The sequence below is a fragment of the Amycolatopsis silviterrae genome, from assembly GCF_042684085.1.
GTDB lineage: Bacteria > Actinomycetota > Actinomycetes > Mycobacteriales > Pseudonocardiaceae > Amycolatopsis > Amycolatopsis silviterrae.
In genome coordinates this window covers 92,199-107,474 of record NZ_JBHUKS010000035.1, presented here as the reverse complement: position 1 = coordinate 107,474, position 15,276 = coordinate 92,199, and the positions used below count along the sequence as shown (strand labels likewise).

General features: G+C 70.8%; 16 protein-coding genes. 2 read left to right on the top strand and 14 right to left on the bottom strand.

Annotated elements, in window-relative coordinates; translation table 11 throughout:
- Positions 1 to 204 precede the first annotated feature (204 nt).
- The 4 genes from lgt to ACFSVL_RS41300 form a co-directional block, all read right to left on the bottom strand.
- The gene (gene lgt, locus ACFSVL_RS41315) at positions 205 to 1,203 is read right to left on the bottom strand and encodes a prolipoprotein diacylglyceryl transferase (protein WP_378312744.1); all 999 of its coding nucleotides are present in this window, start codon (positions 1,201 to 1,203) and stop codon (positions 205 to 207) included.
- 68 nt (positions 1,204 to 1,271) lie between these two features.
- Positions 1,272 to 2,462: a M20 metallopeptidase family protein gene (locus tag ACFSVL_RS41310; protein ID WP_378312742.1), complete on the bottom strand. Its 1,191-nt coding sequence runs from the start codon at positions 2,460 to 2,462 to the stop codon at positions 1,272 to 1,274.
- Complete coding sequence (locus tag ACFSVL_RS41305) at positions 2,459 to 3,595, bottom strand: amidohydrolase family protein (protein WP_378312740.1); 1,137 nt, start codon at positions 3,593 to 3,595, stop codon at positions 2,459 to 2,461. Before ACFSVL_RS41305 ends, ACFSVL_RS41310 begins: the two co-directional genes overlap by 4 nt.
- Positions 3,592 to 5,007: an APC family permease gene (locus tag ACFSVL_RS41300; RefSeq protein WP_378312738.1), complete on the bottom strand. Its 1,416-nt coding sequence runs from the start codon at positions 5,005 to 5,007 to the stop codon at positions 3,592 to 3,594. The genes ACFSVL_RS41305 and ACFSVL_RS41300 overlap by 4 nt, the downstream gene beginning before the upstream one ends.
- 235 nt (positions 5,008 to 5,242) lie before the next feature.
- Between ACFSVL_RS41300 and ACFSVL_RS41295 the strand changes: the two genes are divergently transcribed.
- On the top strand, positions 5,243 to 6,550 hold the full coding sequence (locus ACFSVL_RS41295) for a glutamine synthetase (RefSeq protein WP_378313194.1): 1,308 nt from the start codon (positions 5,243 to 5,245) through the stop codon (positions 6,548 to 6,550).
- Between the two features lie 6 nt (positions 6,551 to 6,556).
- On the opposite strand, the gene ACFSVL_RS41290 is transcribed toward ACFSVL_RS41295, so the two are convergent.
- From ACFSVL_RS41290 to ACFSVL_RS41260, 7 genes are all read right to left on the bottom strand, one after another.
- The gene (locus ACFSVL_RS41290; RefSeq protein ID WP_378312736.1) at positions 6,557 to 7,216 is read right to left on the bottom strand and encodes a peptidoglycan recognition protein family protein; all 660 of its coding nucleotides are present in this window, start codon (positions 7,214 to 7,216) and stop codon (positions 6,557 to 6,559) included.
- A 48-nt stretch (positions 7,217 to 7,264) separates the two neighbouring features.
- On the bottom strand, positions 7,265 to 7,807 hold the full coding sequence (locus ACFSVL_RS41285) for a Uma2 family endonuclease (protein ID WP_378312734.1): 543 nt from the start codon (positions 7,805 to 7,807) through the stop codon (positions 7,265 to 7,267).
- Positions 7,808 to 7,857: 50 nt separating this feature from the next.
- Positions 7,858 to 8,649, bottom strand: a complete 792-nt coding sequence (gene trpA / locus ACFSVL_RS41280; RefSeq protein ID WP_378312732.1) for a tryptophan synthase subunit alpha — start codon at positions 8,647 to 8,649, stop codon at positions 7,858 to 7,860.
- Positions 8,646 to 9,863: a tryptophan synthase subunit beta gene (trpB, locus tag ACFSVL_RS41275; protein ID WP_378312730.1), complete on the bottom strand. Its 1,218-nt coding sequence runs from the start codon at positions 9,861 to 9,863 to the stop codon at positions 8,646 to 8,648. The genes trpA and trpB overlap by 4 nt, the downstream gene beginning before the upstream one ends.
- Entirely contained in the window at positions 9,860 to 10,669 is an 810-nt protein-coding gene (gene trpC, locus ACFSVL_RS41270) for an indole-3-glycerol phosphate synthase TrpC (RefSeq protein ID WP_378312728.1), read from the bottom strand. The genes trpB and trpC overlap by 4 nt, the downstream gene beginning before the upstream one ends.
- A 120-nt stretch (positions 10,670 to 10,789) precedes the next feature.
- Positions 10,790 to 11,359, bottom strand: a complete 570-nt coding sequence (locus ACFSVL_RS41265; protein ID WP_378312726.1) for a Trp biosynthesis-associated membrane protein — start codon at positions 11,357 to 11,359, stop codon at positions 10,790 to 10,792.
- Positions 11,360 to 11,414: 55 nt separating this feature from the next.
- A complete protein-coding gene (locus ACFSVL_RS41260) occupies positions 11,415 to 12,977 on the bottom strand; it encodes an anthranilate synthase component I (protein WP_378312724.1) in 1,563 nt (520 codons plus the stop codon).
- Between the two features lie 96 nt (positions 12,978 to 13,073).
- Between ACFSVL_RS41260 and ACFSVL_RS41255 the strand changes: the two genes are divergently transcribed.
- Positions 13,074 to 13,679, top strand: coding sequence for a TetR/AcrR family transcriptional regulator (locus ACFSVL_RS41255; protein ID WP_378312723.1), 606 nt, complete (start codon positions 13,074 to 13,076; stop codon positions 13,677 to 13,679).
- 55 nt (positions 13,680 to 13,734) lie between these two features.
- On the opposite strand, the gene ACFSVL_RS41250 is transcribed toward ACFSVL_RS41255, so the two are convergent.
- The 3 genes from ACFSVL_RS41250 to hisF are packed head-to-tail and all read right to left on the bottom strand — an operon-like array spanning position 13,735 to position 15,223.
- Positions 13,735 to 14,097 (bottom strand): DUF1304 domain-containing protein, encoded by a 363-nt coding sequence (locus ACFSVL_RS41250; RefSeq protein ID WP_378312721.1) that lies wholly within the window; start codon positions 14,095 to 14,097, stop codon positions 13,735 to 13,737.
- On the bottom strand, positions 14,097 to 14,453 hold the full coding sequence (gene hisI, locus ACFSVL_RS41245; protein ID WP_378312719.1) for a phosphoribosyl-AMP cyclohydrolase: 357 nt from the start codon (positions 14,451 to 14,453) through the stop codon (positions 14,097 to 14,099). The genes ACFSVL_RS41250 and hisI overlap by 1 nt, the downstream gene beginning before the upstream one ends.
- The gene (gene hisF / locus ACFSVL_RS41240; RefSeq protein WP_378312717.1) at positions 14,450 to 15,223 is read right to left on the bottom strand and encodes an imidazole glycerol phosphate synthase subunit HisF; all 774 of its coding nucleotides are present in this window, start codon (positions 15,221 to 15,223) and stop codon (positions 14,450 to 14,452) included. Before hisF ends, hisI begins: the two co-directional genes overlap by 4 nt.
- Between the last annotated feature and the right edge of the window lie 53 nt (positions 15,224 to 15,276).

The following is a 15,276-nucleotide window of genomic DNA, read 5'->3' as shown; positions in this document are numbered from 1 at the left end:
GCGACGTGGAGCGCTGACCTCAGCCTGTCCGTCCGTGAGGGGAACCCTGAGGGAATCTGATTCCTTCAGGGTTCCCCTCACGGACTTTCGCGGGAGCTGAGCGGGCCGCCTCGGCGAACCCGGTGCGTCAAGGTTCCTCGGCTAGCCGCTGCCACGCAAAAGGTCCCCGCCCAACCCGGGCGGGGACCTTTTCTCTCGCGATGCTCAGGGTTTCTCGGACTTGCCGTTCTCGCCTGAGGATCCGGCGTCCACGGTGTTCTCCGGGGCGTCCGGGTTATCCGGCTTTTCCGCCGCGTCGTCCGAAGTGGACTCCCGCTCGTCTCCCTTGCTGCGCAACGTCTCCGGGGCTTCCCGCGGCCCCCGTTTGGCCGCGACCACGAAGAACGCCACCGCGCCGACGAACAGGATGATCGACGTCCACACGTTGACCCGCAGGCCGAGGATGTGGTTGGCGGTGTCGGTGCGCATCAGCTCGATCCAGCAGCGGCCGAGCGTGTAGCCCGCGACGTAGAGCGCGAACGCGCGGCCGTGGCCGAGCTTGAACCGGCGGTCCGCCCACACCACGAGCAGCGCGATCAGCAGGTTCCAGATCAGCTCGTACAGGAACGTCGGGTGCACCGGGCTGTCCGGCAGCGGGATGTGCCCGGTCGCGACGCCGCCGAGGGCGTCCGGTGCCCCGGTGGCCGGGTCGAAGCGCTGGTAGATCTCCAGGCCCCACGGCAGGTCGGTGTGCGCGCCGTACAGCTCCTGGTTGAAGTAGTTGCCGAGCCGCCCGATCGCCTGCGCGACGATGATGCCGGGCGCGATCGCGTCGGCCATCGCGGGCAGCGGGATCCCCCGGCGCCGGCAGGCGATCAGCGCGCCGACGCCGCCGAGCGCGACCGCGCCCCAGATGCCGAGGCCGCCGTCCCAGATGGCGAAGGCGTTCCAGGGGTTCTTGCCCTCGGTGAAGTACAGCTCCGGGTCGGTGATGACGTGGTAGAGCCGGCCGCCGACCAGGCCGAACGGCACCGCGAACACCGCGACGTCGAGCACCGTGCCCTTCGTGCCGCCCCGCGCCTCCCAGCGCCGCTCGCCCCACCAGATCGCGACGATGATGCCGGCGATGATGCAGAGCGCGTACGCCCGGATCGGGATCGGGCCCAGGTGCCAGACGCCTTGGTCGGGGCTCGGGATCGTGGCCAGGAATGCTGCGGAGTACACGCGGCCACCGTAGCGCGTCGGGACCCGGTCGTGGTCCGGGTGCCGCGGAACCCTTAGTCAAGACCCGGTCACAGCCCGGTCACGGCCGCCTCCGGGTAGTACGGATCGGACGCCGCGGCCAGGTACCCGGCCAGCAGCGCGTGCGCGACCTGGCCGACCGCGGCGTCCTCGGGCAGGAACGTTTCGCCGTGCAGGCTGGGCGCGTTCGCGGTCTCGCCGAGCCCGACGAACAGCATCAGGCCGCGGACGCCGTCGCCGCAGTAATGCGCGAAATCGTCCGCGCCGAACGAGCGGAAATCCACGTCGACATCGGTGCCGGCGCGTTCGAGCCAGATCCGCGCGGCCGAGGCCAGCGCGGGGTCGTTGACCAGGACGGGCTCGCACGGGCTGATCCGGAGGTCGGCGGTGCAGCCGTACGCGCGGGCGGTGGCGTGCACGACCTCGTCGAGCGCTTCCAGCGCCCGTTCGCGGTCGCTCGCGCGCATCAGCCGCAGCGAACCGAACGCCGACGCGGTGTTCGGCACGACGTTCGCCGCAGTGCCCGCGCTCAACCGGCCGATGGTGCAGACGGCGCCGTGCATCGGGTCGATCCGGCGGCTCGCGACCTGCTGCAGGCTCACCACCAGCTGACTGAGGGCCAGCACCGGATCGCGCAGCAGATGCGGATAGCCGGCGTGCCCGCCCTGCCCGTGCACCACGACCTCGAACTCGTCGGTGGACGCGTTCACCGGCCCCGGCGCGGCCGAGACGACGCCGTAGGGCAGCCGCGGCTGGACGTGCGCGCCGATCACCGTGTCGATGCCGCGCTCTTCCAGAATGCCCGATTCGACCAGGTCAAGCGCTCCGGACGGCGACGTTTCCTCGCGTGGCTGCAGGATCGCGAACAGCGGACGCGGAACTTCGACCCGCCGCGCAGCCCGGCAGACGGCGGTCAGCGCGGCGAGGTGGACGTCGTGGCCGCAGGCGTGCATCAGACCGTTCTGCGCAGCCCATTCGACTCCGGTGCGCTCTATCACCGGCAGCGCGTCCAGCTCCGCGCGCAACGCGACGGCCGGCCCCGGATGCGGTGCGGAGATTTCGATCAGCCGCCCGGTTTTCGCGACCCGCTCGCCGTCGCCCAGTGCGGCCGCCACTCGCTGGGCGGTGTCGTCCTCATCGCCGGACGCGCGCGGGTCCGCGTGAATCCGGTGCCGCAGTTCGACCGCGGCGGGCAGTTCCTCGGCCAGTGCCGCGCGCCAGTCCTCGGCCAGGTCGTTCATGTCCGCTCCAGCCGGTAGATCCGGGCCGCGTTCCCGTGCCCGGCCAGGCGGGCCAGCCGGATCGCGTCCGCTTCGGACAGTGCGTCGGCGGCGAGGGCGGCGCGCAGGAAGCCGGACAGGCCTTGCCGGAACAGCGCGGTGCCCAGGTGATACAGCTCGGCGAGACCGAACGCGTCGGTGGAGAACAGCAGCTTCCCGAACGGCGCCAGCTCCAGCGTCTCGGCCAGGATGGCGGGCGCGCGGAAGCCCGCGTTGTGGGTGATGAGGCCGACGTCGACGAAGACGTGCTCGAAGACCTGCGCCAGGTAGGCGGCGTTGCGGTGGAACGGGTAGTTGTGCAGCAGCAGGACCGGGACGCCGGTGTCGCGGGTCGCGCGCAGGAAGCCGGTGAGCCGCAAGGGATCGCAGCGGTGGAGGTCGACGTCGGAGTCCCCGTAGCCGACGTGGAACTGCACCGGCAGCCGCCGGTCGATCCCGGCCCAGATCAGGTGGCGGTGCAGCACCTCGTCGGCCAGCCGGACCGGTTCGCCCGCCTCGATCCGCGCCAGCCAGCGCCCGGCGGCGGCTTCGACCTCCGCCGGATTAGGCCGTTCGCCGGACAGCTCCAGCCCGACCCGGTACGCCGCGATGGACTTCACCCCGGCCGCGTCCGTGGTGCGCCGATCGAGTTCGGCCGCGAAGTCCTCAGCGAAACTGGCAGCGCTGGTCTTGCGGATGACGTCTTCGGCGACCTGCTCCAGCCGGACGATGTCGTGCGCACGAGCGTCGGCCAGTTTGGCGAAGTCAGTCGTGCCGGTGAGGCTTTCGGGCAGGAAACCGCCGTCCAGCAAGTAATCCGTGGTGCCGGTGCCGCGCAGGAACCGCCGGTTGACCTCGTCCGCGCCCAGTTCGGTGCGCCGGGCGAGGTAATCGTCGGCCGGGGCGTGCTTCGGCAGGTCGAGGACCGGCGCGCACCGTTCGCGCACGGAGAGGCCGATGAGCGAATCGAACAACGACGTCCCCTGCGGCGACACGGTGTCCGCCTCGGTGAGCATCCGCTCGAACCCGTCGCGATCGACGCCGGCGGTGCGCACGCCGTGGCAGTGGTGGTCGATCAACGGCAGGTCCGCGACGAAATCGAGCAGTCCGGTCATGTCTCTCCCTCGGCGAGCTTCTCCCCCACCCTACGGGCGAAACCGGGCGCCGAGGCCACGACAACAACCGCCAGCACGAGCACCCCGCCAGCCACCACTGGAAACCACCGCGCAGGACCCTCAGCCGGATACGGCACGACATTCACATACACCGTGTAGCCAAGCAAAACCAACGCACCAACCGGAAACGCCAAATGCCACCACGGCACCCGCATCCGCCGTCGCACGAACAGCAACAGGATCGCGCCCACCGTGGTCAGCAGGTAAATCACCAGCAGGAGCAAGGTCCCGATAGACCCGGCCCAAGCAAAGGTGTCGTCCGCCGTGGCACCGAAGAACACCGCGCACACCAAGATGATCAGCGCCGCCGCGAACGCGACCACGGTCACGGCGACCGCTGGGGTGCCCTTGGCGGAGATCCGGCCGATGCCGCGTCCGTCGAAGGCGTCGCGGCCGAGGGCGAACAGCAGGCGCGAGCCGCCGACGACGCAGGCTAGGCAGCAGCCGAACGCGCTGATCGCGGCGCCCGCGCTGATGACGTCGCCGACCCACGGGCCGACGAAGCGGCTGCCTAGATCGCCCAGCAGCGACGGGGAATCGTGGAACGCGGTGGCGTCGCCGCCGAAGGCCATCATTTCGACGGCTGTCACGAGGACGAAGTAGGCACCGCCGAAGATTGCCGTGCCGAGGATCGCGCGGGGGATGTTGCGGTGCGGGTCGCGGGTTTCCTCGCCGAGCGTCGCGGCGGCCTCGAAACCGGCGAACGACAGGAAGCCGAATACCGCGCCGAGGAAGATTCCGGAGACTCCGGTGTCCGGCACGAAAATCTGGAGCGTGAACCGGCCGCTGGGCGCGTCTCCGGTGATCAGCCGGACCAGGATGACCACGGTGACCAGCAAGATCAGCGCGATGGTCGCGCCCTCGACGGCGAGCAGCGTGCTCGTCCCGCGGCGGGCGGGGGCGACGGCTAGCAGCCAGCTGCCGATCAGCGCGACCGCGGTCAGCACGAACGGTCCCCACGACGGCGGGTGCGGCCAGATCGCGGTTTGGGTCAAAAATGCCGTGCCGAGAACGCCCGCGGCGGAGCTGGTGACTACGGCGTAGAAGGTGTACGTGCCGAGCAATCCGATGCCCGACACGACGCCCGCGCGCGGGCCGAGGGTGGCGCCGACGAAGGCGTAGACCGATCCGGCGTGCTGATAGTGGCGGCAGAGCTGGACGAAACCGTACGCGACCAGCAGTACTCCCGCCGCGGACAGCAGGAACGCCAGCGGCACCGCGCGTCCGGCCGCCGCGGCTGTTTGCTGTGGATTGATGTTCGCGGCCATGCTGGGTGCCATGAGCGCGACGGACAGCCCGACGGCCTGCCAGACCGAAAGGGTGCGCCGCAATTCGGGACGGTCTCCGGACACGGATGCGCTCCTCTCCCGCGAAGTACACAGTGAACATCGCGGCGGCGCCGGGCAGCCAGCGCCGACTGGCTGAACCTCGCCGCACACGCCGTCCGCTGTCCCGTTTTCCGCCAGACTCGACCGCGACCGGCTGAACCCAGCACCGAAGGAGCGCATCTTGTCGTCCACTCTCTCCTCCCCCGCCAGACTCGACCGCGAACGGCTCGCCGAACTCGGCGCGGCCGCCGCCGGCCGGATGGAACAGGCGGGCGTCGACCTCGTCGCGCTGAGTTTCGTGGACAACTCCGGGATTTCCCGGGTCAAGGCGGTGCCGGTGACGAGGCTGGCGAAGGTCGCGGCGTGGGGCGTCGGCGCGTCGAACTCGTTCGACTTCTTCCTCGGCACCGACTCCATCGCGAGCGGCGAGCATTCCCTCGGCCCGGTCGGCGACCTGCGGCTGCACCCCGACCTCGACGCGCTCACCGTCCTTTCCGCACAGCCTGGCTGGGCGTGGGCGCCGGCGTGGCGCTACGACCAGGACGGACATCAGCACCCGCAGGACGCGCGGGCACTCGCCGCGACCGCCGTCGGCCAGCTCGCCGAACGCGGTCTGACCGCACGGATGGCGTTCGAGCTGGAGTGGATCGCGACCGACGCGGACGGGATTCCGCTGTCCGGTCCGGCCTACGGATACTCCCGGTTGAGCGCCAACCACGAGTATCTGCGCGCGTTAGTGTCCGCTTTGGACAGTCAGGGCATCACGGTGGAGCAGGTCCACCCGGAGTACGCGGCAGGCCAGTTCGAGCTGTCCATCGCGGCGACAGACCCGGTGCGCGCGGCCGATTTGGCTGTGCTGACAAGGGAAACCGTGCGAACCGTGACCGCTGCACACGGACTGCGGGCGTCGTTCACGCCGAAGTTCGAACCGGGCGGCGTCGGCAATGGCGGCCACGTGCACCTCAGTATTTGGGACGACGAGCGGAACCTGTGCGCAGGCGGGACCGGAGCGTTCGGACTGACGCCGACCGCGGAATCGTTCGGTGCGGGCATTTTCCGCCGGTTGCCCGCGCTGCTGACGGTGGGTGCCCCGTCGGTGGTGAGCTACCTGCGGCTGGAACCGCACCACTGGGCAGGCGTGTTTACCGCGTGGGGACTGGAAAACCGCGAAGCTCCGCTACGGCTGATCCGCGGCGCGGCCGGGCAGCGCGACACGGCGGCGAACCTTGAGGTGAAGTGCTTCGACCTCACCGCGAACCCGTATCTGGTGGTCGCGGGCTTGCTGTTCGCCGGGCAGGCAGGCATCGACGCCGACGCACGCCTGCCGGAACCGGTCAGCGTCGACCCCGGCGCGCTCTCCCCTGACGAAGCCGCTGCGGCGGGCGTGACAAGGCTGCCGCAGTCGCTGTCGGACGCGATCGCCGCTTTCGAGGCCGACGACGTGCTGCCCGGCGCGTTCGGACCCCAGCTGGCCACGACCTTGCTCGACGTGCGCCGCGCGGAAGTCGCCGAGCTGGGCTCATTGACCCCGGCCGAGCTGTGCCAGGCGATGCGCTGGCTGCATTGACCGTGGTCAACGGAGCAATGCGGCCACCCGGGACTGCAGTTCGGGCAGCATCGCGTACAGCTTGTCGCCGGGACAGTCCGTGTTGTAGAAGTCGCGGTGTCCCTTGATTTCCTTGACCGGGATGCCGTACTGGCGGCACACGTACGCGACGAACACGACCAGCGAATCGAACTGTGCCTTCGGCGGGGCGACCTGCATGTAAGTGCCCTCGTTCTCGATGCCGATCGCGTTGTCGTTCTGGCCGGGGCAATGCGCCGCGCGGACGATCTTTTTGCCGCTGCGCAACGCGTCCAGGCTGCCGTGGCGGCCTTCGAGGCGGTAGCCGCCCCGGGAGACCGTGAAGTGCTGGCCGGTGTCGGACCAGCCGTTGTTGTCGATGTGGTCGGCCTGGTCGTCGCGCGCGACCTGGAACGCGTGCTCGAGCGAGTAGTCGGTGCTGTTGGGACAGTCGATGTGGTGGATGAGCACGCGGTTGGCGGGATGGTCGAGCGTGGTGAGCTGATCCGCGGGCGGGCGCGCACCCCACTCGGCACAGCTGTAGATGCGCGGCGCGGCCGCGGCTTGGGCGAGGCCGGGCAGCACGAGCCCCGCCGCCGCGGCAGCGCTCACGCCGGCCGCCCCGCGCAGGAACGTCCTCCGGGGAACTTGTCCGATGTCGAAAGCCATGCGCCGCACTGTGCGCGGACGGCGTACACGATGCGTACAACCGGCCGCTCAGGCGCGCAGGTTCAGCTCCGCTGAGAAGGGTTCGGCCAGGGTGAGGACGCCGTCTTCGCTCTTCGTGTGCGGGAGGTAGTCGCCGTCGGCGAGGGCGTAGACGGTGGCGGCTTCCTGCTCCGGGTCGACGAGCAGGTAGTACGGGATGAGGGCTTCGGCGTAGAGGGCTTTTTTGAAGATCCGGTCCTGCACCCGGGTGGACGGGGACTCGATCTCCGCGGCGAGCAGCACCTCGGACGCCGGGTACCAGGTGGTGGCCACGTCCGGGCAGGTGACGACGACGAAATCCGGGATCAGCAGGCGGCTTTCCCCGCACCGGACGTTGACGCCGGGAAGCAGTTCCGTGCCCTTCGGCAACGCGGCCGCCATCGAGAGCTGCAGCCGCTGAAGCCACCGCTGGTGCAACGCGGCCGGAGCCGGACCCAGCACCAGGGACCCGTCGACTCCCTCGATCCGGGTGCCGAGGAGCTGTTCGTTCGGCAGGGCAAGCACTTCCGCAAGCCCCGGCACTTGGTCAGGGCTGATGTCGTCGATCCGCATACCGAGAGAGTACGAACGACCACCGACAGTTTCCGGCCGCCGACTCCGGATCAGGCCGGAGCAACCGCCTCGCGCACGCCCTTCGCCAGCTCCGAAGCCAGCTTCGCCACGCCATCCGGCCCGTCCGCCGCAGCCGTGACCAGCGCAGACCCCACGATCACCGCGTCCGCGAACCCGGCCACCTGCGCGGCCTGCTCCCGCGAACGAACCCCAAGACCCACCCCGATCGGCAGCTCCGTGTGCGCCCGGGTCCGCCGCACCAGGTCCTCCGCGTGCACGCCCACCGCGTCACGGGCACCGGTCACGCCCATCACCGCGGTCGCGTACACGAAGCCCGACGAAGCCGCCGTGGTCTTCGCCAGGCGTTCCTCCGACGACGACGGCGCGACCAGGAAGATCCGGTCCAGGCCATGAGCGGCAGACGCGGCCATCCACTCGTCGGCCTCGTCCGGGATGAGGTCCGGCGTGATCAGGCCCAGGCCGCCGGCCGAGGCCAGGTCGCGGGCGAACGCGTCGACCCCGTAGCGGTGCACCGGGTTCCAGTACGTCATCACCACGGCGCGGCCGCCGCGCGCGGACACCGATTCCACGACCTCGAACAGCTGCTTCAGCCGGAAACCGCTGGCCAGCGCCGCTTCCGCGGCCGCCTGGATGGTGGGGCCGTCCATGACCGGGTCGGAGTACGGGACGCCGACCTCGACCAGGTCCGCGCCGCCGTCGATCGTCGCGGCCAGCAGGTCCTTCGAGCCGTCCACGGACGGGAAGCCGGCGGGCAGGTAGCCGACCAGCGCGGCCCGGTGTTCCGCCCGCGTCGCCGCGAACAGCTCGTCGAGGCCGCTCACTTGTCCTCCCCGTCCACGAGCCCGAACCACTGGGCCGCGGTGTCCATGTCCTTGTCGCCCCGGCCCGAGAGGTTGACCACGATCAAGCCGTCCGGGCCCAGTTCGCGGCCCAGTTCCAGAGCGCCGGCGAGCGCGTGCGCCGATTCGATCGCCGGGATGATGCCCTCGGTGCGCGACAGCAGCCGGAACGCGTCCATCGCGGCCGCGTCGGTGACCGGGCGGTATTCGGCGCGGCCGGAGTCCTTGAGCCACGCGTGTTCCGGGCCGACGCCGGGATAGTCCAGCCCGGCCGAGATCGAATGCGATTCGACCGTCTGGCCGTCCTCGTCCTGCAGCAGGTACGACATCGCGCCGTGCAGGTTGCCCGGGGTGCCCTTGGTGAGCGTCGCGCCGTGCCGGTTGCCCTCGATGCCCTCGCCGCCCGGCTCCAGGCCGACCAGCCGCACCGACGGGTCGTCGTAGAAGCCGGAGAAGATGCCGATGGCGTTGGACCCGCCGCCGACGCACGCCGCGACGACGTCCGGCAGCCGGCCCGCCTTCTCCAGGATCTGCGCCCGCGCCTCCTCGCCGATGACCTGGTGGAAGTTGCGCACCATCATCGGGAACGGGTACGGGCCGGCGGCGGTGCCGAAGAGATAGTGCGTGGTGTCCGCGTTGGTCACCCAGTCGCGCAGCGCCTCGTTGATCGCGTCCTTCAGCGTGCGCGACCCGGTTTTCACCGGCACGACCTCGGCGCCGAGCAGCTTCATCCGCGCGACGTTCAGCGACTGCCGCTGCGTGTCGACCTCGCCCATGTACACGACGCAGTCGAGGCCGAGCAGCGCGCACGCGGTGGCCGTGGCGACGCCGTGCTGGCCCGCGCCGGTCTCCGCGATGACGCGCTTCTTGCCCATCCGGACGGTGAGCAGCGCCTGGCCCAGCACGTTGTTGATCTTGTGCGAACCGGTGTGGTTGAGGTCCTCGCGCTTGAGGAACACGCGCGCGCCGCCCGCGTGCTCGCCGAACCGCTTGGCCTCGGTCAGCAGCGACGGACGGCCCGCGTACTCGGTGAGCAGCCGGTGCAGCTCGCCGGTGAACGCGGGGTCGTGGCGGGCCTTCTCGTACTCCGCCGCGACCTCGTCGACCACGCCGATCAGCGCTTCCGGCATGAACCGGCCGCCGTACGGCCCGTAGTAGCCGCGTTCGTCCGGGTCGTGCTTGCCGCGCTCGGTCACCGCGAGGGCCTCGGGCAGGCGGGGTGCGAACCGGCGGTGACGAGCTTGACGACCGCGCCCTTCGGGTCGCCGGAGGCCACCAAGCCCTCGCCTACGAGCACCGCGTCCGCGCCGTGGCCCGCATACGACATCAGGTCGCCGGGGCCGCGGACGCCGGACTCGGCGACCTTGAACACGTCCATCGGCAGGCCGGGCGCGAGGCGGGAGAACACGTCGCGGTCCACTTCGAGCGTGTGCAGGTTGCGCGCGTTGACGCCGATGACCTTCGCGCCCGCTTCGAGCGCGCGGTCGGCCTCCTCGGCGTTGTGGATCTCCACGAGCGCGGTCATGCCGAGCGATTCGACGCGGTCGAGCAGCGCGGCGAGCGCGTTCTGCTCCAGCGCGGCGACGATCAGCAGCACCATGTCCGCGCCGTGCAGCCGGGCCTCGTGCACCTGGTACGGGCTGACGACGAAATCCTTGCGCAGCACGGGAATGTCGACCGCGGCGCGCACCGCGTCGAGGTCGGCCAGCGATCCGCCGAAGCGGCGCTGCTCGGTGAGCACGCTGATCACGCGCGCGCCGGCGTCCTCGTAGTCGCGGGCCAGCGCGGCCGGGTCGGGAATCGTCGCCAGCTCGCCCTTGGACGGGCTGCGCCGCTTCACCTCGGCGATGACGCCGATGCCGGATTCGCGCAGCGCGGACATCACGTCACGCGGCGGGGCGGCCTTCGCCGCCCGGGCCTTCAGTTCGTCGAACGGCAGCGCGGATTCCCGCTGCGCGAGATCCTCGCGCACGCCGGCGACGATGTCTTCGAGCACGCTCATCGGACGCCCCTACCCGCTGCCGCACTCCTGGGTCCACTCGCAAGCTCGCTCACAAAAACCTTCCCCTTCCCGCCGAAACGATGCTAACCCCCGCTCGATGACCGGCCGGTCCCGGGTTGCTCAGCGACGGGGATCCGGCGGCTCGGTCGGGTCGTCCCCCTCCGACAGCGCCTCCCACAGCTCGGTGTCCGGATCCTTCCGCACGGCCTTGGCTCCCGGTGCGGCGTAACGGGCCCCGAGCTTCCGCGCGGCGCCCGCCCACTTGATCGCTGCCAACCCGCCGAGGGCGACAAGAATTCCGCCGAGCACGGCGATCAGGTGCCCGAGCACGATTTCCGTGCCGGGCAGCCCCGGCGCGAACCCGCCGAATTGGATCCCGTCGATGCCGTTCCAGACGCCCGCGGCGCCGGCGAGCACCAGCACGATCCCGAGCACCCGGCGCAGCCAGCCGCCGGTGGCGATGGCCCCGGCGACGCCCGCCAGCGCGAGGATCGCGAGCGGGACGAGCGCGGTGGCGCGCTGTTCGCCGGGTTCGGTGTACAGGACGGTTCCGCGCACGCCCTCGTCGCGGAATTCGGCGAACCACACCAGCCGGGAGGCTCCCCAGAGGGCGAGAGCACCGAGCAGCAAGGCGACGATGATCGTCCACAATGGACGGCGAGCGGCCGCCTCCGGTGCACCTTGTGTCACAGCAGCCTCTTCCGCCTCAGTGCCGCCGCGCCGTGGTTCCGCCTCGCCGGGCTGTTCAGACACCGGCCGCGTCCTCTGCCGGGTCCAGCTCCCCCGCCGGGATCATCGTGCCCGCCGCGGCGATCGCGGACAGCACGGTGCGGGCCTTGTTGAGCGATTCGGTGTCCTCGTAGTCCGGAACCGAGTCCGCGACCACGCCGCCGCCTGCCTGTACATACGCGGTCCCGTCGCGCATCAGCGCGGTGCGGATGGCGATCGCCGTGTCCGCGTCGCCGGCGAAGTCCAGATAGCCGACCACGCCGCCGTACAGCGCGCGGCGCACCGGCTCCAGTTCCTCGATCAGCTCCATCGCCCGCACCTTCGGCGCGCCGGACAGCGTGCCCGCCGGGAAACAAGCCGTGACCGCGTCGAACGCCGTGGCGCCGTCCTTCAGCTCGCCGGTCACCGTGGACACGATGTGCATGACGTGGCTGTAGCGCTCGATCTGGAAGAAGTCGACCACGTGCACGGTGCCCGGTTTGCAGACCTTGCCGAGGTCGTTGCGGCCGAGGTCGACGAGCATCAGGTGCTCGGCGCGCTCCTTCTCGTCCGCGAGCAGGTCCTTGGCCAGCTGCGCGTCCTCCTCCGGGTCCGCGCCGCGCCAGCGGGTGCCCGCGATGGGATGCGTGGTGGCGCGGCCGTCGCGGACCGTCACCAGCGATTCCGGGCTGGAGCCGACGATGTCGAAGCCCTCCAGCCGCAGCAGGTACATGTACGGGCTCGGGTTGGAGGTGCGGAGCACGCGGTACACGTCGAGCGCGTCGGCCCCGGTCTCGATCTCGAACCGCTGCGACGGCACCACCTGGAACGCTTCGCCGGCCTTGATCGCCTCGACCGCCTTGTCGACGGCCGCGTGGAAGTCTTCCTTGCTGCGGTGGCGGCGGAATTCCGGCGCGGGACGGTCGAAGGTCGCGACCGTCGGCGGCGCGGGCACGCGGAGCTGCTCGGTCATCGCGGACAGCCGGGCCAGCGCGTCGTCGTACGCGGCGTCCACGCGTTCGGCCGAGTCGTCCCAGTTGACCGCGTTGGCGATCAGCGTGACGGTGCCCTCGTGGTGGTCGAAAGCGGCGAGGTCGGTGGCCAGCAGCATGGTCAGCTCGGGGATGTCGAGGTCCCGTTCGGCCAGCTCGGGCAGCTTTTCCAGCCAGCGCACGGAGTCGTAGCCGAGGTAGCCGACCATGCCGCCGGTGAGCGGCGGCAGGCCGGGCAGCGGTTCGGTGTGCAGCGCCTCGACGGTCGCGCGCAGCACCTGCAGCGGGTCGCCCTCGGTGGGCAGGTTGTCCGGCGGGGTGCCGGTCCAGACCGCTTTGCCGTCGCGCACGGTGAGCGCGGCCGGGCTGCGCACGCCGATGAAAGACCAGCGCGACCACGATTTCCCGTTCTCGGCCGATTCGAAGAGGAACGTGCCGGGCCGGTCGGCCGCGAGCTTGCGATAGATCCCCAGCGGGGTCTCGCCGTCGGCGAGCACCCGGCGCACCACGGGGATCACGCGGCGGCTCTCGGCCAGCGCGCGGAACTCGGCGCGGGACGGGCTGACCGGGCCGGGCCCGGCCGTGGACGTGGCTGCTGAGCTGACCATGCGCCTCATTGTGCCGCTACGGCCGGATCCGGCGGTCGGCGGGCTCTCAATTCAATGACTGTTGAATTCGAGGCGGCGACCGGTCAAGATGGTCCGGTGAGCACCGAAGACCCTACCGCGCGCCGCCGCGGCCGCCGTCCCGCTGGTCAGGACACCCGCGCGGTACTGCTCGAAGCCGCCCGCGCGGTGTTCGCCGAGAACGGCTACGAACGCGCGACGGTCCGCTCCATCGCCGCGCGGGCGGGCGTCGACGCGGCGATGGTGAACCACTGGTTCGGCGGCAAGGAGGGCCTGTTCGCGCAGGCGGTGCTGAAGCTGCCGTTCGAACCGGCGGAATTGGTGACGGTCCTGCGCGACGGCCCGGTCGAGGAGCTGGGCGCGCGGATCGCGCACACCTTCCTGACCCGCTGGGACGGCGTCGGCGGCGACACGTTCCAGGCGCTGATCCGCAGCATCGCCGGCCACGAGGCGGCGAGCACCGTGCTGCGCGACTTCTTCTCGCAGTTTTTCACCGGGCTGCTGAGCGACCTCGGCGGCGACCGGCGCGAGCTGCGGGTGGCGTTGTGCGCTTCGCAGCTGGTGGGGATGGGGCTGATCCGGTACGTGGCGCGGTTCCCGCCGATGGTGGCGGCCGAGGTGGACACGCTGATCGCGGCGGTGGCGCCGACGTTGCAGCGGTATCTGACTGGGGACATCGACTGAGGCGGTCGTGAGTGTTTATCCCGGTTAGAACCGTGATTGCCACTCACGACCCCCCTCAGCGCGACAGCAGCAAAAAGACCAGCGCCAGCGCGCCAGGCAGCACCTGCACGACCAGGATCCGTTTAGACGACGTCACCGCCCCGTAAAGACCGGCCACGATCACGCAAGCCAGGCCGTACAGCTTCAGCTGGAAGCCCGCCGGATCGGCCGCGATCAGCCCCCAGATCAGCGCGGCGGCGAGAAAACCGTTGTACAGCCCCTGATTCGCCGCCAGCGTCTTGCTTTCGCGGGCGAATTCCTCCGTGGTGCCGAACGCCGCCCGTGCCCGCGGCGTGGTCCACAGGACCATCTCCAGCACCACGATGTACAGGTGGATCAGGGCGACCAGCCCGATCAGCACGTTCGCGACGACGGTCATCACGCGCTCTCGTCGGCGAGCAGCAGCCGGTCGTCGGTGTCGAAGCAGGTGTGCGTTCCGGTGTGGCAGGCCGGGCCGGTCTGGTCCACCCGCAGCAGCACGGTGTCGCCGTCGCAGTCGACGCGGACTTCGCGGACGTGCTGGACGTGGCCCGACGTCTCGCCCTTCACCCACAGCTCCTGCCTGCTGCGCGACCAGTACGTCCCGCGCCGGGTGGTGAGCGTGGATTCCAGCGCGTCGTCGTTCATCCAGGCCATCATCAGCACGTCGGACGTCGCGTGGTCGACCACGACCGCGGCGATCAGGCCGTCCGCGTTGCGCTTGATCCGGGCGGAAAGTTCCGGGGAGAGGCTCATCGCACGACCACCCCGCCGGTGCGCAGCGCGCCCTTCACGTCGCCGATCGTCAACTGTCCGAAGTGGAATACGCTCGCCGCGAGCACCGCGTCCGCGCCGGCTTCCACGGCGGGCAGGAAGTGCTCGGTCGCGCCCGCGCCGCCGCTGGCGATCACCGGTACCCGCACCGCCTTGCGGACCAGGCCGATCAGTTCGAGGTCGAAGCCGGTTTTGGTGCCGTCCGCGTCCATCGAGTTCAGCAGCACCTCCCCCACGCCGAGTTCCTCGCCGCGCGCGGCCCACTCCACCGCGTCGATGCCGGTGCCGCGACGGCCGCCGTGCGTGGTGACCTCGAAGCCGGATTCCGTCGGCTCGCTGCCTTCCGGCACGCGCCGCGCGTCGACGGACAGCACGACGCACTGGGCCCCGAACCGGCGCGACGCCTCGCGCAGCAGCTCCGGGCGCGCGATCGCGGCGGTGTTGATGCTCACCTTGTCCGCGCCGGTGCGCAGCAGCCGGTTGACGTCGTCGGTGGAGCGCACGCCGCCGCCGACGGTGAGCGGGATGAAGACCTGCTCGGCGGTGCGGCGGACCACGTCGAAAGTGGTCTCGCGGTCGCCGGAGGACGCGGTGACGTCGAGGAAGGTCAGCTCGTCGGCGCCCTCGGCGTCGTACCGCCGCGCCAGCTCCACCGGGTCGCCCGCGTCGCGCAGGTCGGCGAAGTTGACGCCCTTCACGACCCGGCCCGCGTCGACGTCGAGACAGGGAATCACCCGAACCGCCACAGCCATGCGGACCAGCCTAGTCGGCCGCTCGGCCGAGCCCGCCGCGACGGCCGCCGAGA

Excerpts from the sequence above, each read along its gene's own strand:
- ACFSVL_RS41310 (WP_378312742.1), bottom strand. The coding sequence starts at position 2,462 with ATGAACGACCTGGCCGAGGACTGGCGCGCGGCACTGGCCGAGGAACTG.
- ACFSVL_RS41305 (WP_378312740.1), bottom strand. The coding sequence starts at position 3,595 with ATGACCGGACTGCTCGATTTCGTCGCGGACCTGCCGTTGATCGACCAC.
- ACFSVL_RS41295 (WP_378313194.1), top strand. The coding sequence starts at position 5,243 with ATGGAACAGGCGGGCGTCGACCTCGTCGCGCTGAGTTTCGTGGACAAC.
- ACFSVL_RS41290 (WP_378312736.1), bottom strand. The coding sequence starts at position 7,216 with ATGGCTTTCGACATCGGACAAGTTCCCCGGAGGACGTTCCTGCGCGGG.
- ACFSVL_RS41285 (WP_378312734.1), bottom strand. The coding sequence starts at position 7,807 with ATGCGGATCGACGACATCAGCCCTGACCAAGTGCCGGGGCTTGCGGAA.
- trpC (WP_378312728.1), bottom strand. The coding sequence starts at position 10,669 with ATGAGCGTGCTCGAAGACATCGTCGCCGGCGTGCGCGAGGATCTCGCG.
- ACFSVL_RS41260 (WP_378312724.1), bottom strand. The coding sequence starts at position 12,977 with ATGGTCAGCTCAGCAGCCACGTCCACGGCCGGGCCCGGCCCGGTCAGC.
- ACFSVL_RS41250 (WP_378312721.1), bottom strand. The coding sequence starts at position 14,097 with ATGACCGTCGTCGCGAACGTGCTGATCGGGCTGGTCGCCCTGATCCAC.
- hisI (WP_378312719.1), bottom strand. The coding sequence starts at position 14,453 with ATGAGCCTCTCCCCGGAACTTTCCGCCCGGATCAAGCGCAACGCGGAC.
- hisF (WP_378312717.1), bottom strand. The coding sequence starts at position 15,223 with ATGGCTGTGGCGGTTCGGGTGATTCCCTGTCTCGACGTCGACGCGGGC.